The organism is Vibrio sp. R10-SF1-ISO8 (genome assembly GCF_059833805.1).
Genome location: NZ_JCBDHL010000015.1, coordinates 172,657 through 195,987, shown reverse-complemented (window position 1 = coordinate 195,987; position 23,331 = coordinate 172,657). Strand labels below are relative to the sequence as shown.

The 23,331-nt window shown below is 46.4% G+C and carries 17 protein-coding genes and 8 tRNA genes; 4 read left to right on the top strand and 21 right to left on the bottom strand.

All coding sequences use genetic code 11. The features are described from left to right. Positions 1–6: 6 nt before the first annotated feature. The 19 genes from AC6R00_RS11865 to pncC all read right to left on the bottom strand — a co-directional run bounded on the left by AC6R00_RS11865 (position 7) and on the right by pncC (position 13,150). A complete protein-coding gene (locus AC6R00_RS11865) occupies positions 7–468 on the bottom strand; it encodes a YqaA family protein (RefSeq protein ID WP_004748154.1) in 462 nt (153 codons plus the stop codon). After that, entirely contained in the window at positions 462–1,412 is a 951-nt protein-coding gene (locus tag AC6R00_RS11860; protein ID WP_500640529.1) for an NADP-dependent oxidoreductase, read from the bottom strand. Before AC6R00_RS11860 ends, AC6R00_RS11865 begins: the two co-directional genes overlap by 7 nt. Before the next feature lie 122 nt (positions 1,413–1,534). Beyond that, positions 1,535–2,665, bottom strand: a complete 1,131-nt coding sequence (locus AC6R00_RS11855; protein WP_069667473.1) for a sodium ion-translocating decarboxylase subunit beta — start codon at positions 2,663–2,665, stop codon at positions 1,535–1,537. 9 nt (positions 2,666–2,674) lie between these two features. After that, complete coding sequence (gene oadA / locus AC6R00_RS11850) at positions 2,675–4,459, bottom strand: sodium-extruding oxaloacetate decarboxylase subunit alpha (protein ID WP_500640528.1); 1,785 nt, start codon at positions 4,457–4,459, stop codon at positions 2,675–2,677. Positions 4,460–4,490: 31 nt separating this feature from the next. Next, entirely contained in the window at positions 4,491–4,748 is a 258-nt protein-coding gene (locus tag AC6R00_RS11845) for an oxaloacetate decarboxylase subunit gamma (protein WP_004748148.1), read from the bottom strand. Between the two features lie 449 nt (positions 4,749–5,197). Further along, positions 5,198–5,274, bottom strand: a tRNA-Arg gene (locus AC6R00_RS11840). Between the two features lie 64 nt (positions 5,275–5,338). Next, a tRNA-Arg gene (locus AC6R00_RS11835) sits at positions 5,339–5,415 on the bottom strand. 64 nt (positions 5,416–5,479) lie between these two features. Beyond that, positions 5,480–5,556, bottom strand: a tRNA-Arg gene (locus AC6R00_RS11830). A 64-nt stretch (positions 5,557–5,620) separates the two neighbouring features. Next, positions 5,621–5,697: transfer RNA gene (locus AC6R00_RS11825), tRNA-Arg, on the bottom strand. Positions 5,698–5,761: 64 nt separating this feature from the next. After that, positions 5,762–5,838: transfer RNA gene (locus AC6R00_RS11820), tRNA-Arg, on the bottom strand. Positions 5,839–5,934: 96 nt separating this feature from the next. Beyond that, positions 5,935–6,027 (bottom strand) — tRNA-Ser (locus AC6R00_RS11815). 25 nt (positions 6,028–6,052) lie between these two features. Continuing rightward, a tRNA-Arg gene (locus AC6R00_RS11810) sits at positions 6,053–6,129 on the bottom strand. A gap of 74 nt (positions 6,130–6,203) precedes the next feature. After that, positions 6,204–6,296 (bottom strand) — tRNA-Ser (locus tag AC6R00_RS11805). A 183-nt stretch (positions 6,297–6,479) separates the two neighbouring features. Then, a complete protein-coding gene (csrA, locus tag AC6R00_RS11800; protein ID WP_004415691.1) occupies positions 6,480–6,677 on the bottom strand; it encodes a carbon storage regulator CsrA in 198 nt (65 codons plus the stop codon). Between the two features lie 92 nt (positions 6,678–6,769). Then, positions 6,770–7,957, bottom strand: coding sequence for an aspartate kinase (locus AC6R00_RS11795; RefSeq protein WP_500640527.1), 1,188 nt, complete (start codon positions 7,955–7,957; stop codon positions 6,770–6,772). A 196-nt stretch (positions 7,958–8,153) separates the two neighbouring features. Then, positions 8,154–10,736: an alanine--tRNA ligase gene (alaS, locus tag AC6R00_RS11790; protein WP_239827096.1), complete on the bottom strand. Its 2,583-nt coding sequence runs from the start codon at positions 10,734–10,736 to the stop codon at positions 8,154–8,156. Between the two features lie 141 nt (positions 10,737–10,877). Next, positions 10,878–11,342 (bottom strand): recombination regulator RecX, encoded by a 465-nt coding sequence (recX, locus tag AC6R00_RS11785; protein WP_239827095.1) that lies wholly within the window; start codon positions 11,340–11,342, stop codon positions 10,878–10,880. Between the two features lie 78 nt (positions 11,343–11,420). Continuing rightward, a complete protein-coding gene (gene recA, locus AC6R00_RS11780) occupies positions 11,421–12,464 on the bottom strand; it encodes a recombinase RecA (protein ID WP_004747283.1) in 1,044 nt (347 codons plus the stop codon). Between the two features lie 191 nt (positions 12,465–12,655). Next, entirely contained in the window at positions 12,656–13,150 is a 495-nt protein-coding gene (gene pncC, locus AC6R00_RS11775; protein ID WP_500640526.1) for a nicotinamide-nucleotide amidase, read from the bottom strand. Between the two features lie 127 nt (positions 13,151–13,277). On the opposite strand from pncC, the gene mutS reads away from it, so the two are divergent. Next, entirely contained in the window at positions 13,278–15,815 is a 2,538-nt protein-coding gene (gene mutS / locus AC6R00_RS11770) for a DNA mismatch repair protein MutS (RefSeq protein WP_500640541.1), read from the top strand. Positions 15,816–15,905: 90 nt separating this feature from the next. Here the strand turns inward: mutS and lptG are convergent, their stop codons facing one another. Next, positions 15,906–16,976 (bottom strand): LPS export ABC transporter permease LptG, encoded by a 1,071-nt coding sequence (gene lptG, locus AC6R00_RS11765; RefSeq protein WP_500640525.1) that lies wholly within the window; start codon positions 16,974–16,976, stop codon positions 15,906–15,908. A 3-nt stretch (positions 16,977–16,979) separates the two neighbouring features. Next, a complete protein-coding gene (lptF, locus tag AC6R00_RS11760) occupies positions 16,980–18,083 on the bottom strand; it encodes an LPS export ABC transporter permease LptF (protein ID WP_004747275.1) in 1,104 nt (367 codons plus the stop codon). A 190-nt stretch (positions 18,084–18,273) separates the two neighbouring features. Here lptF and pepA point away from each other — a divergent pair, with 190 nt between their 5' ends. The 3 genes from pepA to AC6R00_RS11745 all read left to right on the top strand — a co-directional run bounded on the left by pepA (position 18,274) and on the right by AC6R00_RS11745 (position 23,295). Further along, positions 18,274–19,782, top strand: a complete 1,509-nt coding sequence (gene pepA, locus AC6R00_RS11755; RefSeq protein WP_004747273.1) for a leucyl aminopeptidase — start codon at positions 18,274–18,276, stop codon at positions 19,780–19,782. A 78-nt stretch (positions 19,783–19,860) separates the two neighbouring features. Beyond that, complete coding sequence (locus AC6R00_RS11750) at positions 19,861–20,310, top strand: DNA polymerase III subunit chi (protein ID WP_500640524.1); 450 nt, start codon at positions 19,861–19,863, stop codon at positions 20,308–20,310. A 111-nt stretch (positions 20,311–20,421) separates the two neighbouring features. Continuing rightward, entirely contained in the window at positions 20,422–23,295 is a 2,874-nt protein-coding gene (locus AC6R00_RS11745; protein WP_500640523.1) for a valine--tRNA ligase, read from the top strand. The last annotated feature ends 36 nt before the right edge of the window (positions 23,296–23,331 follow it).

Here is a 23,331-nt window from a genome sequence, read left to right as displayed (position 1 = left end):
ATCCCCTTAGAAAAATCCGTAAAAAATTGCTGCCAGTAATGAGTATCGAAGCGCTTTACCAATCAATATAAGCCAGAAACATGGCCAAAAGCGCATTCGAAGCCAACCTGCGGCTAAACATAAAGGGTCACCGATTATCGGTAACCAACTAAAAAGAAGCGACCAATAGCCGTATTTATTGAGCCATAATAAAGCTTTATGACCATGTTTTTCATTTTGAGTTCGGTTTGGTAACCATAAACCTAACCAAAAGTTGGTCAAGCCACCGAGCGTATTACCCAAAGTGGCGACAAGAATGATTAGGGGAGTTGAAAACTGATTGAGACTTAATGTGGCAATCAAGCCAGCTTCTGAACCACCAGGCAATAAAGTGGCACTGAGAAAGCCGCTTAGAAACAGAACCCACAGTGCCGAGTCAGAAAACCATAGTGCAAAAGATTCAAAAGCGCTATTAAACGCTTCTAGCACTGCATATCAAGCAAAACCTTGCCTCTCGTGTGACCGGTTTCAATCTGTTTATGTGCTTCGACCACTTCAGTCATTGGATAAACCTGTTGGATCTCTGTTTTCACCAAGCCAACGCTGACCATATACAATAAGGCATCGAGCTGTTCTGGGTTAGGATCAACCAGCATACCTGTTGCTTCAAAGCCAAGTAGTTTGGCTTTCTCACAGATAAGCTCAGCGGTAAGTGTTGGAACTGTCACGACTTTAGCACCGTCTTTTAGACATTTCAGTGCATCAAGCGCTGCGTCACCACCAACCAGATCGATCAATACATCGGCTTCCTCTACACGCTCTGAAACAGGTGCAAATTGGTAGTTGACGGCATGGGCACCTAATGTCGCCATATAATCTAAGTTAGCTTCACTGCAGGTGGTAAACACCTCCGCTTTTGCTGCCACAGCAACTTGAATCGCAATATGACCAACGCCACCTGCCCCAGCTAAAATCAGTACTCGATCACCCTCATGTACACCTGCCTTATCCAAGGCTTGAACCGCTGTTTGACCAGCTAAAGGTAAAGCTGCCGCAGCTTCTAAAGTGACAGAATCTGGCACTAGGCTAAGTGCGCTTTCTGGCACACAAATATATTGGCTATAACCACCACCAGTAAGAGGAAAGCCAACAAAGCCCGCTACGTTATCACCCACGGAGAATCGCTCACTGTTTTCGCCCAAAGAGGCGACTTGACCAGAGACGTCGTAACCTGGTACCCAAGGCAAGTTGTCTTTGTTTTCAGACGCGGCCCAGCCTAGCCCTGCTCGTGTTTTCACATCGATAGGGTTTACGCCAGAAAAATGTACTTTGACCAGTACTTCACCTGCTTGTGGCTGTGGTATCGGTGAGGTCTGAGTAACAAGAACGTCTGGGTCACCAAATTGAGAGATTGCGATTTGTTTGTTTTCCATTTCTTCATTTCCCTATCGGTACAAAAAAGGGATGCTAAAGCATCCCTTTGAATATATACCATTTATTGGCAGCAAGTTAACCACTTGCTCTCAAATTAACCAATTACTAACGCTAAAGGCGATTAACCAACCAGTGCCAGCAGAATACCCGCGGCGACAGCAGAACCAAGTACACCAGCTACGTTAGGGCCCATTGCGTGCATCAGTAGGAAGTTTTGAGGGTTGGAATCCAAGCCGACTTTATTCACCACTCGCGCCGCCATTGGTACCGCTGAAACCCCAGCCGCACCAATAAGAGGGTTAATATCTTCTTTAGAGAACTTGTTCAGTAGTTTAGCCATAAGCACACCGCCAGCAGTACCAATACTGAAGGCTACCGCACCTAAAGCCAAAATACCTAACGTCTCAACGTTAAGGAACTCTTCTGCTTGAAGTTTAGAACCAACACCAAGGCCAAGGAAGATGGTTACGATATTGATCAACTCATTCTGCGCTGTTTTGGATAAACGATCGACCACACCAGCTTCACGCATCAAGTTACCAAGACAGAACATACCAACCAGAGGGGTTGCTGCAGGCAGGAACAGAATCGTCATCAGCAGTACCGCGAGTGGGAACAGAATCTTTTCAGCTTTACCCACGTGACGTAACTGCGCCATCTGAATCTTGCGCTCTTCTGGCGATGTTAACGCCTTCATAATTGGTGGCTGAATAATCGGAACCAATGCCATGTAGCTGTATGCGGCAACGGCTATCGCACCCAAAAGATCTGGTGACAACTGGCTCGCCAAGAAGATCGCTGTTGGTCCGTCTGCACCACCAATAATGGCGATTGAAGCCGCATCTGGCATGCTAAATTCCATGCCCGGTACATAGTTAAGCAAGATCGCACCAAATAGAGTGGCGAAAATACCAAACTGCGCTGCGGCACCTAACCAAAGCGTTTTGGGGTTAGCGATCAAAGCACCGAAATCGGTCATTGCACCAACCCCCATGAAGATCAATAGTGGGAAAATCCCTGACTCAATCCCCACGTAGTAGACGTAGTAAAGCAAGCCACCTTCATCGGTAAAACCCGCATTGGGAATATTGGCTAAAATAGCGCCAAAACCAATGGGCAGTAGAAGTAATGGCTCGAAGCCTTTACGAATAGCCAAAAACAGCAGAGCACAACCAACCAAGATCATACAGATCTGGCCAAACTCAAAGTTAGCGATCCCTGTTTCTGACCATAAGATCATTAATCCTTCCATGGTACTCCCTTACGCTAAGCTCAGTAGCGGAGCGCCAACTGTCACAGAGTCACCCTCTTTGACGTGAAGATCTTGAATGATACCACCACGCGCTGCGCGCACTTCCGTTTCCATCTTCATCGCTTCAAGGATCAGTAACACGTCACCTTCAGCCACTTGCGCACCACTTTGGACATGGACCTTAAAGATGTTACCGGCAAGAGGAGCTGGAACCGTTTCCGAATTACCCGTTGGTGCAGCTGCAGGCGCTGCCGCTTGTTGCGGAGCTGCAGCTGAAGGAGCAACTGAGGTTAACTGACCTTGTGGGCCAACTTCAACATCGTAGACCTGACCATCAACTTTAACGCTGTAAGTTTCGATGCCACCTTGAGCAGGCTGAGCTTGAGGAGCAGCAGGCGCTTCTTCTAGCCATGGTGCTGGCTCAAAGGCTTCTGGGTTACGGCGGTTCTTAAGGAACTTCAGACCTACTTGTGGGAATAGCGCGTAGGTCAGCACGTCATCAACCGTATCTTCTGCGAGAGAAATGCCATCTTGTTTCGCTTTAGTCAGCAGTTCTTCAGTCAGCGAGTTCATCTCTGACTCAAGCAAGTCAGCCGGACGACAAGTAATCGGCTCCGCGCCTTCCAGTACTTTGGCTTGCAGCTCTGCATTCACTTCTGCTGGCGCTGCACCGTACTCACCTTTCAGCAAACCCGCCGTTTCTTTGGTAATGCTCTTATAGCGTTCTCCAGTCAATACGTTGATTACCGCTTGGGTACCGACGATTTGAGAGGTTGGAGTCACGAGCGGAATGTAGCCAAGATCCTGACGTACGCGTGGGATCTCTTCGAGAACTTCATCGAGCTTATCAGCTGCGCCCTGCTCTTTGAGCTGACCTTCCATATTGGTCAACATGCCTCCTGGCACTTGAGCAATCAGGATACGAGAGTCAACACCCTTAAGTTGACCTTCAAACTTGGCATACTTCTTACGAACATCACGGAAGTAAGCGGCAATCGGCTCAATTTGATCTAGTTTAAGGTTGGTGTCACGCTCGGTGCCTTGCAGCATAGCGACCACTGTCTCTGTTGGTGTATGACCATAAGTACAGCTCATTGATGAGATAGCGGTATCAAGGATATCTACTCCAGCTTCTACCGCTTTTACAGCAGTCGCTGTTGATAGACCCGTTGTTGCATGACAGTGAAGCGCTAAAGGAATATCAGTAGAAGATTTGATGCGAGTAATTAACTCTTCCGCTTCATATGGCTTAAGCAACCCAGACATATCTTTGATACACAATGAGTGACAGCCAAGGTCTTCAAGACGTTTAGCAAGATCCACCCAAGTATCTGTATTGTGTACTGGGCTAGTAGTATAAGAAAGCGTACCTTGAGCATGCGCGCCGACATTGACCGCTGCTTTTACTGCCTTCTCAAAGTTGCGCACGTCGTTCATCGCATCGAAGATACGGAAGACATCCATACCATTGGCATGGGCGCGTTCAACAAATTTTTCGACCACATCATCTGCGTAGTGGCGGTAACCCAGTAAGTTCTGGCCGCGCAGCAGCATTTGCATTGGTGTATTTGGCATCGCTTTTTTCAATGCACGCAAACGCTCCCAAGGATCTTCCCCTAAGAATCGAATACAGGCATCAAACGTCGCACCGCCCCATGTTTCTAGAGACCAGTAACCGACTTTATCCAGTTCCTCTGCGATAGGTAACATATCCTCTAGACGCATACGAGTCGCAAACAGCGATTGATGGGCGTCACGAAGGACCACGTCCGTTAAAGCTAGTGGTTTAGACATGCTCATTAACTCCTTTTAATCCTGTCAAATGCTACTTAGCGGTAGAGGTACGATACTGATGTACCGCTGCGGAGATTGCCGCAACTACCTTCGGGCTAACAGCAGAAGATGGTGATTGAACTTTGTTATTTTGAATAGGGGTCGCGATCGGCTCAGGTACTTCTTGTGGTACCAGTTTTGACATCAACCGAACGAGATAGACGAGAATAGTGAGGAATATAAATACTACAGCCATCCCTGTAAGCATCAGGGTTGCAGCATCTACTAGCAGGCTTCCAATATTATCCATTTTTGCATCCTTTCTTTGTCATCCTGACAACAGCATTAGGTATATCGCTAAAAACATCGTGTTTTATCATCGCTCAACGCTAAATTTAGCCAGCATCTTGCTAGCACTCTTGTTGCCAGAACATGCAGTAAAATCCTGACAAGAGGTCTAGGATTATCTCGATTGGTTAAACTTTGTCAATTTTGTTTAAGGTGCTATTGAGGATATTGCACAAATCTAGGGAATTATTCGTCACACAAATCACATAAATCTGCAATACATCTTCATATAAGCATAAATAACTGCGTGTTTTATGACGTTATGCCAAAACATGGTGCATTACTGCGATAGGCTTAAAAGAAACAGGAAAAGAGTCTAAGAAACAATAGCTTGTAAACTCATTGTTTCAATAATGTTGCTAGAGTGTTAATAAAAAAGCCCTGCTATTTCTAGCAGGGCTTTAAAATAAGTGGCGCGTCCTGGAGGATTCGAACCTCCGACCGCCTGGTTCGTAGCCAGGTACTCTATCCAGCTGAGCTAAGGACGCACGGTTTTGATATCGACTCTAGATCAATATCAGGATGACTTTGATAAAAAGAAACCCTAAAGAGTGGCGCGTCCTGGAGGATTCGAACCTCCGACCGCCTGGTTCGTAGCCAGGTACTCTATCCAGCTGAGCTAAGGACGCGCAGTTTTGATATCGACTCTAGATCAATATCAGGATTGCTTTGGTAAAAAGAAACCCTAAAGAGTGGCGCGTCCTGGAGGATTCGAACCTCCGACCGCCTGGTTCGTAGCCAGGTACTCTATCCAGCTGAGCTAAGGACGCGCAGTTTTGATATCGACTCTAGGTCAATATCAGGATTGCTTTGATAAAAAGAAACCCTAAAGAGTGGCGCGTCCTGGAGGATTCGAACCTCCGACCGCCTGGTTCGTAGCCAGGTACTCTATCCAGCTGAGCTAAGGACGCGCAGTTTTGATATCGACTCTAGGTCAATATCAGGATTGCTTTGATAAAAAGAAACCCTAAAGAGTGGCGCGTCCTGGAGGATTCGAACCTCCGACCGCCTGGTTCGTAGCCAGGTACTCTATCCAGCTGAGCTAAGGACGCGCAATGTTCTCTAAAACAAGAGATGTGAAGTATATCACACTAGTTCTTTGAAACAACAGGGCTTTAAAACAAAAAAATTGGCCATAAGCCAATTAATGGCGGTGAGGGAGGGATTCGAACCCTCGATACGGCTACAAACCGTATACTCCCTTAGCAGGGGAGCGCCTTCAGCCTCTCGGCCACCTCACCGTTTTATTCCCTGGTAAGGAAATTATGGCGCGTCCTGGAGGATTCGAACCTCCGACCGCCTGGTTCGTAGCCAGGTACTCTATCCAGCTGAGCTAAGGACGCGCTATGCTTTCTTGCGAAAGAAAGTTGTTTTAAAGCTGTTCCGAAGAACAATTCTTCCGAGGAAGATGCAAGAATGGCGGTGAGGGAGGGATTCGAACCCTCGATACGGCTACAAACCGTATACTCCCTTAGCAGGGGAGCGCCTTCAGCCTCTCGGCCACCTCACCGTCTTGCGGAGGCACATATTACGATTTACCAAAAATATGTCAAACATTTTCTTGGCAAAAATAGCAAAAAGTCATTCAACCGTTGGCTATTTAATCAAAGCGATGTTAATTCGCTCTTTTTCCTATGTTTAGTTGCCTTTGTCGCACAAAAAAGGCTGACAAAATGTCAGCCTCTTCGTGTAATTAGTAGTTGCCTGATGCAACGTTACCATTACCTTTTTCTGCCTGAATGCGCATGTAGATTTCTTCACGGTGAACAGACACTTCTTTCGGTGCATTTACGCCGATACGTACTTGGTTACCTTTAACACCTAGTACAGTTACTGTTACTTCATCACCGATCATGAGAGTTTCGCCAACGCGGCGAGTTAAAATTAGCATTCTGTGCTCCTTGAGTAATCTCTGATTTATCTTGCTACGCGGCTATTATCCAACAAAAGTTATATTTTCGTAAACTCTATTGTGGCTCGAATCTAGCCTAAAAAGGCATGTTTTTGTCGGCAGTCGACTGCCTCCGCAGAAGTTATGTAAGCATCATGCAGTATGTTAGCCGCTTTGTCGACACATTCTGGTAACAGGACAAGCATCAAAGATTGTGGATTGACTGCGTAGTGCTCAACCTCAATACCCTGCTCCGTCAACAACGCGTAAGATCTTTCAACCAGTCCTTCGACATGTAGACCAACTGCTGTTAGCAAGCTTACTAACTCACTATTACGGATTTTGTCACCGAAAACCAGTTCCAGTTTTGCATAAGCGTCGTGTTTTATCACTACACCTATCCATTCTGCATGCTCGATCACATTCCAAATTGTGACGCCCAGCATCTGACACTGTTTTCTCAGACTGGCTAAGGCATCTTTTTCAATTCTGATCAAACACATATCGCGTTGAATGGCAACGCCACACACTGCAGACTGGCACTCCTCACCTTTGACCAAACTGCCAGCATTTACATCGAATGTAGATAATACCCGCAAAGGTACATTGTGTTTCCATGCATACTGGACTGAAGGCAAGTGCAACACTTTAGCCCCTTTACGAGCCATCTCTTCCATCGAAGGGAAATCGATGACATCTAATTTTTGTGCATTGGCGACCACGCGCGGATCGCAAGTATAAATACCGTCAACATCAGTAAAAATCTGGCACTCATCCGCTTCAAGCGCTCCAGCAAGTGTTACCGCACTGGTATCTGAGCCACCTCGACCAAGAGTTGTGATATCCCCGTTATCATTCACACCTTGAAAACCGGCGACGATTACAACTTGATCCTGTTCAAGGAGTTGAGTTATCGCGGTCGTATCAATTTGTTTAATCGTTGCGTCATTATGCTGATTGTCAGTCACAATACACGCCTGTGCTCCGGTAAGTGAACGTGCTGCATAGCCTAGTTTATTTAGAGCCATTGCAAGCAGTGCCATCGACACCTGTTCACCAGCAGAGAGCAAAACATCAAGTTCTCTGGCGGTAGGCACTCTGTCTACCTGTTTAGCCAAGTCCATCAATCTGTTTGTTTCACCAGACATTGCCGACACGACTACGACAACTTGATTACCATCATTTTTCGCCTTTATGATGTGTTCAGCAACCTTATGGATTCTTTCTATTGAACCCACAGAAGTTCCGCCAAACTTTTGCACGATAAGGGGCTTTTTCACCAGTCTTCACCTTCCCAAGACCAAAGTCTCATTCGAACCACATTCAATATGTTGAATATTGCTTGCAGTAGTTATAATAAAAACCAAGTGACTTACTTGATGTTCATTGTGAGCATCAATTAAAGCACTTGGTTGTCAGAAAAAAATTACGCTCAATCAAATAACTGATTGAGCGTAAGAATCGTTTAATTTTTAATTAAAGACGTTCTTCTAGCCATGGCTGAACTGTCTTCATTGCTTCAGGTAGAACAGCAACGTCAGTACCACCCGCTTGAGCCATATCAGGACGACCGCCACCCTTACCGCCAACTTGCTCAGCAACCATCTTCACTAGGTCACCGGCTTTTACTTTGCCGATAAGATCCTTAGTCACACCCGCGATTAAGCCAATCTTGTCACCGTTAACATTGGCAATCATTACAACGCCGCTGCCCATTTGGTTCTTAGCATTGTCGACCATAGTACGAAGGTTCTTAGGATCCGCCCCTTCCATACCTGCGATAAGTACTTTAACGCCATTGATCTCTTGAGCTTTCGCCATGATGTTGGCGCTTTCAGCTGCCGCCATCTTGTCTTTTAGCTTCTGAATTTCTTTCTCTAGCGATTTTGCTTTCGACGCTGATTCTGCAAGCTTCTCTTCGAACTTCGCTTGTTGAGCTTCGATTGCATCTAGTGCCGCTTCACCTGTTACAGCTTCGATACGACGGATACCTGCTGCAATACCACCTTCAGAAGTGATCTTGAATAGGCCAATATCACCCGTGTTTGATGCGTGGATACCACCACAAAGCTCGGTAGAGAACTCACCCATTGAGAGAACGCGAACCTCATCATCATACTTTTCGCCGAATAGTGCCATTGCACCTTTCTGCTTCGCTGATTCGATGTCCATTACGTTAGTTTCAATAACGTGGTTACGACGAACTTGAGCATTCACTAGACGCTCAACTTCTTTTAGCTCTGCTGGCGTTACCGCTTCTAGGTGTGAGAAGTCAAAACGTAGGTTTTCAGGTTTAACAAGCGAGCCTTTCTGCGTAACGTGTTCACCAAGTACTGAACGTAGCGCTGCGTGTAATAAGTGAGTCGCAGAGTGGTTAAGAGAAATCGATGCACGACGCTCAGCATCAACGGTCGCTTGTACTTCATCACCCTTCGCTAGAACGCCTTCCGCAAGAACACCGTGGTGCGCAATTGCGTTACCTAACTTCTGAGTATCTTCTACTTTAAACAGACCAGATTCAGTCTTCAGAACACCAGCGTCACCACATTGACCGCCAGACTCAGCATAGAATGGCGTTTCACCAAGGATGATGATCGCTTTGTCGCCTGCCGATAGAGCCTCTACTACTTCACCATCAACGAAAATTTCAGCAACATTACTCTTACCTTCGGTACCTGTGTAGCCACAGAACTCAGACTCAGCTTCCGTTTTGATCGTTGCGTTGTAGTCAGTACCAAACTGGCCTGCTTCGCGAGCACGTTGGCGCTGCTCTTCCATCGCTTTCTCAAAGCCAGCTTCGTCAATTGTAAAGTCACGCTCACGAGCCACATCGTTAGTTAAGTCAGCAGGGAAACCGTAAGTGTCGTAAAGTTTGAAGACTGTTTCACCGTCTAGCTCTTTGCCTTCAAGTGCATCAAGCGCTTCATTAAGAATAACCATGCCGCGCTCTAGTGTGCGACCAAAGTTCTCTTCCTCGATGCGAAGTACTTTCTCAACAAGCTCTTGCTGTTTCTTAAGTTCTTCTGCAGCGCTGCCCATCACTTCAGCAAGTACACCAACAAGTTTGTGGAAAAATACGCCTTGCGCACCCAACTTGTTACCGTGACGAACGGCACGACGAATAATACGGCGTAGGACGTAACCACGACCTTCGTTTGAAGGCATAACGCCATCAGCGATTAGGAATGAACAAGAACGGATGTGGTCAGCAATAACGCGTAGAGACTGGTTTGACAGATCATCGTGACCTACAACCTCAGCTGTCGCTTTGATCAGCTTTTGAAATACATCAATTTCGTAGTTTGAGTGAACGCCTTGCATGATTGCAGAAATACGCTCAATACCCATACCTGTATCAACAGCAGGCTTAGGTAGTGGCTCCATCGTGCCATCTGCATGACGGTTAAACTGCATGAATACGTTGTTCCAGATCTCGATGAAACGGTCACCGTCTTCTTCTGGAGTACCAGGACGACCGCCCCAGATATGCTCACCGTGATCGTAGAAGATTTCTGTACATGGACCACAAGGACCTGTATCGCCCATCGTCCAGAAGTTGTCAGACTCGAACTTCTTGCCACCTTCTTTGTCGCCTATGCGAACGATCTTGTCAGCAGGCACGCCTACTTTCTTGTTCCAGATCTCGAATGCTTCGTCATCTGTTTCGTATACCGTAACCAGTAACTTTTCTTCTGGTAGACCAAGAGTCTTAGTCAGGAACTCCCAAGCAAACGCGATTGCGTCTTCTTTGAAGTAATCACCAAAGCTGAAGTTACCGAGCATTTCGAAGAAAGTGTGGTGACGAGCTGTGAAACCAACGTTCTCTAAGTCGTTGTGTTTACCACCCGCACGTACACAACGCTGAGCCGTAGTTGCTCGTGTGTAGGCACGCTTTTCGGCGCCTAAGAAGCAATCTTTAAATTGGTTCATACCTGCGTTTGTAAATAGCAGGGTTGGATCGTTATGCGGAACCAACGATGAACTGTCTACGATTTGGTGTCCTTTGCTTTCAAAGAACTTAAGGAACGCGTTACGAACCTCATCAGTGCTCATGTACATGCAGCTCTTCCTGAAAATAGTCGAGTTAGAATTTTGCGCTATTGTAGATCATGGTTAACGCTACGACTAGTTTTCTCGCAGAAAAGAGCAGATTGATGTGTTAATTCATCGCAAATCTTTAAATTGATGAGTTATTTGACTTCAGTCCTCATCATTAGCGCTAAGCGCATAACTAATTTGTTCAAAGCTATAGCCACGATATTGAAGAAAACGCACCTGTTTGGCGTACTCTTTTTGGTCTTTCGCTTTAATCCCTTTAAATTTCTTCTCTGCGGCTTGTTTTGCTAACTCGAACCAATCTTGCGGCTCTTCTTCCATTGCTTTATCGACCACTGAGTCCGCGACTCTTTTCTGCTGCAATTCTTGTCGGATGCGCCTCTCTCCATGGCCTTTGTAGACATGTTGGCGAATTTGGCTTTTGGCATATCGCAGATCATCCAGGTAGTTATGATCGATACAAAAGTTCACGGCCTCTTGAATAGCGTCTTGTTCATAACCTTTCAGGCTCAATTTCTGGTATAGCTCGTATTCACCATGATCTCGGCGACTTAGCAATTGAATAGCGGCTTCTTTGCTCGATAATGTCGGTGGCTTTCTTTGAAACATCTGAAATAAATTTCTAAATTCTAAATACAACAAAGCCCCGCACATAGGCAGGGCTTAAACAATGAGTAGTGAGCTAGCTTATAACTCTTGCTCTGGCATCTCACCTAGCTCAGCATCATCTGGCTGAACTTCAGCTGGTGACAGTAGCATTTCACGTAGCTTAGCATCGATCGCTTGTGCAGCTTGCGGGTTCTCGCGTAGGAACTTACCAGCGTTCGCTTTACCTTGACCGATCTTATCACCATTGTAGCTGTACCAAGCACCCGCTTTTTCAACTAGCTTGTGCTTAACGCCTAGGTCGATTAGCTCACCTTCACGGTTAAAGCCTGCGCCGTATAGGATTTGCGTTTCAGCTTGCTTAAATGGTGCCGCAATCTTGTTCTTAACAACTTTGATGCGAGTTTCGTTACCAACCACTTCGTCGCCTTCTTTGATAGAACCAGTACGACGAATATCAAGACGAACAGATGCGTAGAACTTAAGCGCGTTACCACCTGTGGTCGTTTCTGGGTTGCCAAACATGACACCAATCTTCATACGAATTTGGTTAATGAAGATACACATACAGTTAGACTGCTTCAGGTTACCTGTTAGCTTACGCATTGCTTGAGAAAGCATACGCGCTTGAAGACCCATGTGGCTGTCGCCCATTTCACCTTCGATTTCAGCTTTAGGAGTTAATGCTGCAACTGAGTCAACAACCATTACGTCGATAGCGCCTGAACGTGCTAGCGCGTCACAGATTTCTAGAGCTTGTTCACCTGTATCTGGCTGAGAAACCAATAGCGCGTCAATATCAACACCTAGCTTCTTAGCATAAACTGGATCAAGAGCGTGCTCAGCATCGATAAAGGCACAAGTTTTACCTTGCTTTTGCGCGGCTGCAATACACTCAAGTGTTAGCGTCGTTTTACCTGAAGATTCTGGACCGTAGATTTCTACGATACGACCCATAGGTAGACCACCAGCACCTAAAGCGATATCCAAAGAAAGTGAACCTGTAGAGATAGTTTCTACGTCCATTGCGCGGTTGTCACCAAGGCGCATGATTGAACCTTTACCGAATTGCTTTTCAATCTGACCTAGCGCAGCGGCGAGCGCTTTCTGTTTGTTCTCGTCCATCACTTTCTCCAAATGATTCATCTATTTCGTGCTGATGATTATCAATCTAATTCTTCCGTTCAGCTCAGTGACTGAACAATCAATGCAAGCCATTATACTGTTGATTCATACAGTGTCTATACCTGTATGGTTTTTTTTTAGCTTTTGGTGATATCCACCTAATTTTAAAAGCATTTAAATTACAGGGTAGCTCATTTATTTCTTGCCGATAGTTCCACGTACAGTACTTTTAGCGCGTGTTCGACAGCCTGTAGGCGAACTTGCGCACGGTCGCCTGAGAAGCACACTGTTTCTACTTTTTTCCAATTTCTAGAGTCAGCCCAAGCAAAACAAACGGTTCCTACCGGTTTTAGCTCAGTGCCACCTTCTGGGCCCGCGATACCGCTGATTGAAACGCCAATATTGGCTTTTGAGTTCTGTATCGCCCCCTTAACCATCTCCACCACAGTTTGCTCACTCACCGCACCAAACTGTTCGAGTGTCGCCGCTGACACCCCGAGCATCTCCATCTTGGCTTCATTGCTATAGGTGATAAACGCACGATCAAACCAAGCTGAGCTGCCAGCAATATCGGTAACTGCCGCTGAAACACCGCCACCAGTGCAAGACTCGGCAGTGGTCATGACTAATTTATGATGATTTAGCAGCTCACCTAACTGTTGAGAGAGATTTTGCTGTGATTCCATATCTAAAACCCTTTATTACACCTTTTCGCTCTTAGGCTATTCACGTATCCTAAGCCGCAATAGGAATAAACAAAAGATCTATACCGTGAAAGCGTTACCTGAAAAAGAAAAGCAAAAACACACGCCTATGATGCAGCAATATCTCAAGCTCAAAGCTGAGAACCCAGATATCTTGCTGTTTTATCGGATGGGAGATTTCTATGAGCTTTTCTACGATGATGCGAAGCGAGCATCTCAATTGCTCGATATTTCTCTGACTAAGAGAGGCGCTTCTGCCGGCGAACCTATACCAATGGCGGGTGTGCCATTTCATGCCGTGGAAGGCTATCTGGCAAAACTGGTTCAACTTGGTGAGTCTGTCGCTATTTGTGAACAGATTGGCGATCCTGCAACCAGTAAAGGGCCAGTTGAGCGCGCTGTTGTTCGCATTGTTACACCGGGTACCGTCACCGACGAGGCACTGCTCTCGGAACGACTAGATAACCTGATTGCTGCCATCTATTACCACGATGGCAAATTCGGCTATGCGACTTTGGATGTCACGTCAGGTCGATTCCAATTAATGGAACCTGAAAGCGAAGAAGCGATGGCGGCAGAGTTGCAACGCACTTCGCCACGTGAACTGCTTTTCCCGGAAGATTTTGAACCTGTTCACCTGATGTCTTCGCGCAACGGTAATCGTCGTCGCCCTGTTTGGGAGTTTGAACTTGATACCGCTAAGCAGCAGTTAAACCAGCAATTTGGTACACGTGACTTAGTGGGCTTCGGAGTGGAGCACGCGAAGCTCGGACTCTGCGCAGCAGGTTGTTTGATTCAATATGTCAAAGATACTCAGCGCACGGCACTACCACACATTCGCTCGTTGACCTTTGACAGACAAGATCACTCTGTCATTTTGGATGCCGCGACACGACGCAACCTAGAAATTACTCACAATCTAGCTGGCGGCACAGATAACACCTTAGCTGAGGTGCTAGATCATACTGCGACAGCTATGGGTAGCCGTATGCTCAAACGTTGGCTACATCAGCCGATGCGCGACATCGACACGCTGAATCATCGTTTAGATGCCATTTCTGAATTAAAAGAAGTGTCACTATTTGCTGACCTTCACCCTGTGCTAAAGCAAATCGGGGATATCGAACGTATTCTTGCTCGCTTAGCTCTACGCAGTGCAAGGCCTCGTGATATGGCTCGCCTTCGTTTTGCCATGCAGCAATTACCTGAGCTAGCAGAGTCGATGAGTTCATTGGCTCACCCATACTTATCCAAACTGGCTCAATACGCTGCGCCAATGGACGAAGTATGTGGGCTACTAGAGCGCGCAATCAAAGATAACCCACCTGTGGTAATTCGTGATGGTGGTGTGATTGCTGAAGGCTATAACGCTGAACTCGACGAATGGCGTAAGCTAGCGGATGGGGCAACAGAATACCTTGAGCAAATGGAGCAGGATGAACGCGAACGTCACGGTATCGATAGCCTAAAAGTGGGCTACAACAACGTGCATGGTTTCTTTATCCAAGTCAGCCGTGGTCAAAGCCATTTAGTTCCTCCGCATTATGTCCGCCGTCAGACATTAAAAAATGCTGAGCGTTACATTATCCCAGAGCTCAAAGAGCATGAAGATAAAGTGCTTAACTCTAAGTCGAAAGCACTCGCTCTGGAGAAGCAGCTTTGGGAAGAGCTATTTGATCTCTTATTGCCACATTTGGAACAGATGCAAAACGTCGCTTCAGCGGTGTCGCAGATCGATGTATTGCAAAACTTAGCTGAGCGCGCAGACAGCCTAGATTACTGTCGTCCTACTTTGACTAAAGAAGTGGGCATTCATATTCAAGCAGGCCGTCACCCAGTGGTTGAACAAGTAATGGACGACCCATTTATTGCCAACCCTATTGAGCTAAACCCACAGCGTAAAATGTTGATTATTACTGGTCCGAATATGGGTGGTAAATCGACTTACATGCGCCAAACCGCATTGATTGCGCTGATGGCCCACATTGGTTCTTATGTACCTGCAGAGTCCGCTCAAATTGGTTCTGTTGATCGCATTTTTACCCGTATTGGCGCTTCTGACGATCTGGCCTCTGGTCGCTCGACCTTTATGGTTGAGATGACGGAGACAGCAAATATCCTCCACAACGCCACAGCCAATAGTTTAGTTTTGATGGATGAAATCGGTCGCGGTACCAGTACCTATGACGGGCTGTCTCTTGCTTGGGCTAGTGCCGAGTGGCTAGCTAAAGAGCTAGGCTCAATGACCCTGTTTGCGACTCATTATTTCGAGTTAACTGAGCTGCCAAATCAGATCCCACACTTAGCTAATGTCCACCTAGATGCAGTGGAACATGGCGACAGTATTGCCTTTATGCACGCGGTCCAAGAAGGGGCTGCAAGTAAGTCTTATGGTCTAGCGGTAGCGGGCTTGGCTGGTGTACCTAAGAGTGTGATTAAAAACGCGCGAGCTAAGCTGACACAGCTAGAACAGTTAGGCCAAGAAGGTGAAGGAGCACCCCGTTCAAGCGCAGTAGATATCGCCAACCAACTTAGCCTGATTCCAGAGCCAAGTGAGGTTGAAGAGGCACTGTCTGCGATTGACCCTGATGACTTAACGCCAAGGCAAGCATTAGAAGAACTTTATCGACTGAAAAAGTTGATGTGATAACTAAGGTCTGTTGACCTAATACCATAGAAAACAAAAACGGCAGCCAATTGGATTGGCTGCCGTTTCTTTATTACGAAAACACTTAGCTTAGAGCTTCCTACGCAGTAGCAACAAAGCGACCGTTAAGAACACAATACTTGGCATCACCGCGCCAAATACTGGCGGGATGTTATAAACCAAACTGAGCGGGCCAAAGAATTCACTCGATATATAGAAAGTAAATCCGGCAATCACACCCGATAGAATACGCGCACCCATTGTCACACTGCGCAAAGGGCCAAAGATAAATGACAGAGCCATCAACATCATCACCGCAATGGAAAATGGCTGAGTCACTTTACGCCAGAAGGCCAATTCATAACGCGATGGATCTTGCTCAGACGCTTTCAAATAAGTGACATAATCATACAGACCACCTAGAGATAACTCTTCTGGTTTGACCGTTACTACCGCTAGCTTGTCCGGTGCCAGAGAAGTCGTCCAGCTATACTCAGCGAGACTTTGCTTGGAGATTTCTACCTCGTCCACCATTTCGGTTAGCTGAACGTCTTTCATCGTCCAAGTGTTATCTGATACATACTCTACTTCCGCGGCATAAACGACGCTTTCCAAACGCTTGTCATCGTCGTAGCGCCACATGTTCATGCCATAAATTTTGCTGTCCTCAACCTTACCGATAAAAATAAAGTCATTGGCGTCGCGTGCCCAAACCCCGGTTCGTACTGACATTAGCGCGCCACCTGAAGTGGCAAAGGCACGCAAATCACGCGCCGCTTTTTGCGCTTGAGGCGCACCCCATTGACCAAGCAAAGTAACCATTATCATCAGGGGCACAGCGGTTTTCAGCACCGATAAGCCAATGTCGAGTTTCGAAAAACCCGCCGCCTGCATAACCACTAGCTCAGAACTTGAGGCCAACATACCAAGACCAATCAGAGCACCAAGCAATGCCGCCATTGGAAAGAACATTTCAATATCACGTGGAATACTGAGCAAAACATACAGCAAGGCTTGCAAAAGGTCGTATGTCCCCTCACCAACTTTACGCAACTGCTCTACATATTTGATGATCGCAGAAAGGCCGACAAAGGTTGCCAATACCAAAGATGAAGTGGCAATAATGGTTCTACCTATGTAGAGATCGAGAATCTTAAACACGACTTACGCTGCCTTTTTTCTTTGTCTTAATTTGTCTTTGAAGCGGCGAACAGGAATGCTGTCCATCGAGTTAATACCAATCGCGGTCAAGAGTAGCGCAGCATTTATTGGCCACATACCAACGAAAGTAGGAATAGAACCATCTTCAATCGCTGACTTAGTGGCACTAATCGCCAAGAAGTAAGCCAGATAGATTAAAATAGCCGGTCCCATTTTAGCAAAGCGCCCCTGACGTGGGTTAACCGCAGAAAGAGGGACAACCAACATAGTCAGTAGTGGAATACAAACAACCAATGAGATACGCCATTGAACTTCTGCTTGTGCGCGAGGATCTGGATTCTTCATCAATTCAAGAGTAGGAATCGCTTCCCAGTCACGACCTTGAGGCTTAACGTCACGCTGACCAATCAGACCTTCATACTGATCGAAATCCGTCACCATGTAATCAACGCGTGTAGGAACACCCTCGTAACGGACACCATCGTACATACGAATAACTTGTCGCCCGTCACTGAGCTCTTTCACTTCTCCTGATTGAGAAAAAGAGACGCTCGGAAGAATGGAGTCACGCGGACGCATCTGGGCAACAAACACGTGCTTGAGTTTCTTGCCATCAATATCATCAATGAAAACCACTGAAGAGCCATCTGGCGTGCCTTGGAAGTGGCCTTTCTTCAGCAAATCGACACTGTTTTCTGCCGCCGTTTCTTCTTGCAGCTTAACCAGCTGGTCTTGGCTATATGGGGCGAAAACAAAAGAGTTAAAACCCGCAATCGCACCGGTAATAACGGCTAAGTATAAAGCTGCGCGGATCAAGAACTTATTACCAATCCCCGTCGCATTCATCACGGTAATTTCACTTTCTGCGTATAAACGGCCAAAAGTGAGCAAGATCCCTAAGAAAAGACTCAACGGCAACATCAAAAGTCCCATTGAAGGCATGCTTAAAGCAACATAGTGCATGACCAAGCTGGCGGGAATATCACCATCCGACGCATCGGCCAAAACTTTGATCAATTTTTGGCTAAGGAACACTAAAAACAGGATAAAAAATATCGCTAATTGGCTTTTGAGTGTCTCGCGGATCAAATATCTAACAATAATCACGCTGAAATTACCTATACAAAACTTGTTTTTTTAATTGAATCACTATAATTTCCCGTTGAACCTTTTATTTTTAAATTTTTGGCTAACTGTTAATGCGCTTATTTAAGAATAGTTCCGAGTAAGGAATCAACAAGTAAGACGGCATTATCTAACATTTAGTTCTATTTGTCTTCAGGATGTAGGAGTACGCATGGAGTTCAGTGTAAAAAGTGGCAGTCCAGAGAAACAACGCAGCGCATGTATCGTTGTGGGCGTGTTCGAGCCACGTCGCCTTTCTCCAGTTGCCGAGCAGCTAGATAAGATCAGCGATGGCTATATTAGTTCACTACTTCGCCGTGGTGACCTAGAAGGAAAACCGGGGCAGATGCTACTGCTTCATCAAGTACCAGGTGTACTGTCTGAGCGCGTTTTACTGGTTGGTTGTGGTAAAGAGCGTGAACTGGGTGAGCGTCAATACAAAGAGATCATCCAAAAGACCATCAACACACTTAACGAAACAGGTTCAATGGAAGCGGTATGTTTCCTAACAGAACTTCACGTTAAAGGCCGCGATACATACTGGAAAGTTCGTCAAGCGGTTGAAGCAACAAAAGATGGTCTATACACCTTCGATCAGTTCAAGAGCCAAAAGCCAGAAACTCGTCGACCACTACGTAAACTGGTATTTAACGTACCTACACGTCGTGAGCTAAATCTAGGTGAGAAAGCGATCGCACACGGTCTTGCTATCTCTTCTGGCGTTAAAGCATCAAAAGATCTTGGCAACATGCCACCAAACATCGCTAACCCTGCTTACCTTGCTTCTCAAGCACGTCGCCTAGCTGACGACTACGAGACAGTCACAACCAAGATCATTGGTGAGCAAGAGATGGAAAAACTGGGCATGACTTCATACCTAGCGGTAGGTCGTGGCTCTAAGAATGAATCTATGATGTCTATCATGGAGTACAAGGGCAACCCAGATCCAGAAGCGAAACCAATTGTCCTTGTTGGTAAAGGTCTTACTTTCGATTCAGGCGGCATCTCACTAAAACCTGGTGAAGGTATGGATGAGATGAAGTACGACATGTGTGGTGCGGCATCAGTATTCGGTACAATGAAAGCACTGGCAAAACTGAACCTACCAATCAATGTGGTTGCTGTTCTTGCTGGCTGTGAAAACATGCCGGGTAGCAACGCTTACCGTCCAGGTGACATTCTAACTACGATGTCAGGCCAAACCGTTGAAGTACTCAACACTGATGCTGAAGGTCGCCTAGTATTGTGTGACGCGCTGACTTACGTAGAACGCTACGAGCCAGAGTGTGTTGTAGACGTTGCAACGCTAACGGGTGCTTGTGTTATCGCACTAGGTCACCATATCAGTGGTGTTATCTCTAACCACAACCCACTGTCTCACGAGCTAGTGAACGCTTCTGAGCAAGCAAGTGACCGCGCATGGCGTCTACCTATGGCAGACGAGTACCACGAGCAACTTAAGAGCCCATTTGCTGATATGGCAAACATTGGTGGTCGTCCTGGCGGTACTATCACTGCGGGTTGCTTCCTATCTAAGTTTGCGAAGAAATACCACTGGGCGCACGTTGATATCGCAGGTACTGCGTGGAAATCAGGTGCAGCGAAAGGCTCAACAGGCCGTCCAGTCTCAATGCTTGTCCAATTCCTGCTTAACCGCAGTGGCCAAGAGACAGAGGAATAATCCTCAAAATCTTAAAAGGGCCGCAAGGCCCTTTTTTGTATCTTCTAGTCCTGTTGTTTCGACTAAAGGCGAACTGCTATGGCAAATGCAACCTTTTACATTATCAATCCAGACTCTCCTCAGGCCGAAGCTCAGGGGTTTGGTTTATATGTATTGTTTCTTGCACATCATTTCGCCAAGCAAGGTGCTAAGGTTCATCTCAATTGCAACGATAAATCTCACGCTGAACAAATCGCTGAATTTTTCTGGCAAGTCGATGCCAAACAATTTGTTGCCCATAATCTAGTCGGTGAAGGGCCAAGATACGGCACCAACATCGAGATTGGCTACCAAGGGGTTAAACCTTCTTGGAACCGACAACTGGTAATAAATTTGGCGGAAAATGAGACAACCTTTGCGAACAAGTTTGCTGAGGTGGTAGACTTCGTCCCTTGCGAAGAAAAAGCCAAGCAACTGGCGCGAGAAAGATATAAAATCTACCGCCAAGCGGGCTATCAGCTACAAACGATCGAGATCGCACACAGCTAGCAGCAACAAAATATGCAACCGGTCAATCTTTATAGTTAAGCTCTCCACTTAGAGAGTTCACTTATAATGATTGACTACGATTACCATCAACGTATCCAGTAAATGAGTACTATGGAAAAGACATACAACCCAACTTCAATTGAACAAGCTTTATACCAAGCTTGGGAAGAGAAAGGCTACTTTAAGCCACACGGTGACACGACGAAAGAATCATACAGCATCATGATCCCGCCACCGAACGTCACTGGTAGCCTACACATGGGCCACGCGTTCCAAGACACCATCATGGATACTCTGATCCGTGCTGAACGTATGAAGGGCAAAAACACCCTTTGGCAAGTAGGTACTGACCACGCTGGTATCGCAACTCAGATGGTTGTTGAGCGTAAGATCGCGGCTGAAGAAGGCAAGACTAAACACGATTACGGTCGTGATGCTTTCATCGACAAAATCTGGGAATGGAAGAACGAATCTGGTGGCACAATCACTAAGCAGCTTCGTCGCCTAGGCGCATCTGTAGACTGGGACCGCGAGCGTTTCACTATGGATGATGGCCTATCAAACGCTGTTCAAGAAGTATTTGTTCGCCTGTACGAAGAAGACTTAATCTATCGTGGTAAGCGTCTAGTAAACTGGGATCCTAAACTGCACACAGCGATTTCTGATCTTGAAGTTGAAAACAAAGACAAAAAAGGTCACATGTGGCACTTCCGCTACCCACTAGCAAATGGTGTGAAAACAGCGGAAGGTAAAGACTACATTGTTGTTGCGACAACACGTCCTGAAACCATGCTTGGTGATACTGGTGTCGCTGTTAACCCAGAAGACCCACGTTACAAAGATCTTATCGGTAAAGAGATCCTACTTCCTGTCGTTAACCGTCTGATCCCTATCGTAGGCGATGAGCACGCAGACATGGAAAAAGGCACAGGTTGTGTGAAGATCACGCCTGCGCACGACTTCAATGACTACGAAGTTGGTAAGCGCCACCAGCTACCAATGATCAACATCCTAACTTTCAACGCAGACATCCGTGATGCGGCTGAAGTCTTCACTACTAATGGTGAAGCTAGCGATGTTTACTCTACAGAACTGCCTGCGAAGTACCACGGCATGGAGCGCTTTGCTGCACGTAAAGCGATCGTTGCGGAATTTGAAGAGCTTGGTCTACTAGACGAGATCAAAGATCACGATCTAACAGTTCCTTACGGCGACCGTGGTGGCGTTGTTATCGAGCCAATGCTAACTGACCAGTGGTACGTACGCGCTGCACCTCTTGCAGAGCCTGCAGTTAAAGCAGTTGAAGATGGTGAAATCCAATTCGTTCCTAAGCAGTACGAAAACATGTACTTCTCTTGGATGCGTGACATTCAAGACTGGTGTATTTCTCGTCAGCTTTGGTGGGGTCACCGTATCCCTGCATGGTATGACAACGATGGCAATGTATACGTAGGCCGTACTGAAGAAGAAGTACGTGCAAACAACAACCTTGCACCGGTTGTAGTTCTACGCCAAGACGACGACGTACTCGATACATGGTTCTCTTCTGCTCTTTGGACTTTCGGTACTCAAGGCTGGCCTGAGCAAACTGAAGACCTGAAGACATTCCACCCTTCAGACGTTCTAGTAACGGGCTTCGACATCATCTTCTTCTGGGTTGCACGTATGATCATGATGACCATGCACTTCAACAAAGATGAAAACGGTAAGTCGCAAGTACCATTTAAGACTGTTTACGTAACGGGTCTAATCCGTGACGAAAACGGCGACAAGATGTCTAAATCGAAAGGTAACGTTCTTGACCCGATCGACATGATCGATGGTATCGACCTTGAGTCTCTAGTAGAGAAGCGTTGTGGCAACATGATGCAGCCTCAGCTAGCGAAGAAGATCGAGAAGAACACTCGTAAGACTTTCGAGAACGGTATCGAACCATACGGTACTGACGCACTGCGTTTTACTCTTGCTGCTATGGCTTCTACTGGCCGTGACATTAACTGGGATATGAAGCGTCTTGAAGGTTACCGTAACTTCTGTAACAAGCTATGGAACGCAAGCCGTTACGTACTAATGAATACAGAAGAGCACGATTGTGGCATGTCACTATCAGCTGAAGACCGTGCAAACATGGAATTCTCTCTAGCGGACAAATGGATCGAGTCTCAGTTTGAACTAGCAGCGAAAGAGTTTAACGCTCACCTAGACAATTACCGTCTAGACATGGCAGCGAACACGCTTTACGAATTCATCTGGAACCAATTCTGTGACTGGTACCTAGAGCTAACTAAACCCGTTCTTTGGAAAGGTACAGAAGCTCAGCAACAAGCGACTCGCTACATGCTGATCACTGTGCTAGAGAAGACGCTACGTCTTGCTCACCCAGTGCTACCTTACATCACTGAATCTATCTGGCAGAGCGTTAAGCCGCTAGTAGACGGTGTTGAAGGCGACACTATCATGACTCAAGCGCTTCCTCAGTTTAATGAAGAGAACTTCAACGCTGAGATCGTAGAAGACATCGAGTGGGTTAAGACTTTCATCACGGCTATCCGTAACCTACGTGCAGAGTACGACATTGCACCTAGCAAAGGTCTAGAAGTAATGATCAAGGTTGCGAACGAGAAAGACGCTGCACGTATCGAAGCAAACAAAGTTGTTCTGAACTCTCTTGCTAAGCTAGATAGCCTAACAGTGCTAGCTCAAGATGCTGAAACTCCTGCGTGTGCGACTAAGCTAGTGGGTCAATCTGAACTGATGATCCCTATGGCAGGTCTTATCGACAAAGATGCAGAACTTGCTCGTCTTGATAAAGAAGTGCAAAAAACGCACGGCGAAATCAAGCGTATCGAAGGTAAACTAGGTAACGAAGGTTTCGTTGCTAAAGCACCTGAAGCGGTTATCGCGAAAGAGCGTGAAAAACTAGTGGGTTACCAAGAAACACTAGCCAAGCTTGAAGAGCAGAAAGCGACAATTGCTGCGCTTTAAGATAAGCAAATAAACGCTTAAAAGATACAAAGGCCA

Coding starts and splice junctions, on each gene's coding strand:
- recX (WP_239827095.1), bottom strand. CDS start 11,342: ATGTTTCAAAGAAAGCCACCGACATTATCGAGCAAAGAAGCCGCTATT.
- oadA (WP_500640528.1), bottom strand. CDS start 4,459: ATGTCTAAACCACTAGCTTTAACGGACGTGGTCCTTCGTGACGCCCAT.
- AC6R00_RS11845 (WP_004748148.1), bottom strand. CDS start 4,748: ATGGATAATATTGGAAGCCTGCTAGTAGATGCTGCAACCCTGATGCTT.
- AC6R00_RS11750 (WP_500640524.1), top strand. CDS start 19,861: ATGGCAAATGCAACCTTTTACATTATCAATCCAGACTCTCCTCAGGCC.
- recA (WP_004747283.1), bottom strand. CDS start 12,464: ATGGACGAGAACAAACAGAAAGCGCTCGCCGCTGCGCTAGGTCAGATT.
- AC6R00_RS11855 (WP_069667473.1), bottom strand. CDS start 2,665: ATGGAAGGATTAATGATCTTATGGTCAGAAACAGGGATCGCTAACTTT.
- alaS (WP_239827096.1), bottom strand. CDS start 10,736: ATGTACATGAGCACTGATGAGGTTCGTAACGCGTTCCTTAAGTTCTTT.
- pncC (WP_500640526.1), bottom strand. CDS start 13,150: ATGGAATCACAGCAAAATCTCTCTCAACAGTTAGGTGAGCTGCTAAAT.
- csrA (WP_004415691.1), bottom strand. CDS start 6,677: ATGCTAATTTTAACTCGCCGCGTTGGCGAAACTCTCATGATCGGTGAT.
- pepA (WP_004747273.1), top strand. CDS start 18,274: ATGGAGTTCAGTGTAAAAAGTGGCAGTCCAGAGAAACAACGCAGCGCA.
- AC6R00_RS11745 (WP_500640523.1), top strand. CDS start 20,422: ATGGAAAAGACATACAACCCAACTTCAATTGAACAAGCTTTATACCAA.
- AC6R00_RS11860 (WP_500640529.1), bottom strand. CDS start 1,412: ATGGAAAACAAACAAATCGCAATCTCTCAATTTGGTGACCCAGACGTT.
- mutS (WP_500640541.1), top strand. CDS start 13,278: ATGATGCAGCAATATCTCAAGCTCAAAGCTGAGAACCCAGATATCTTG.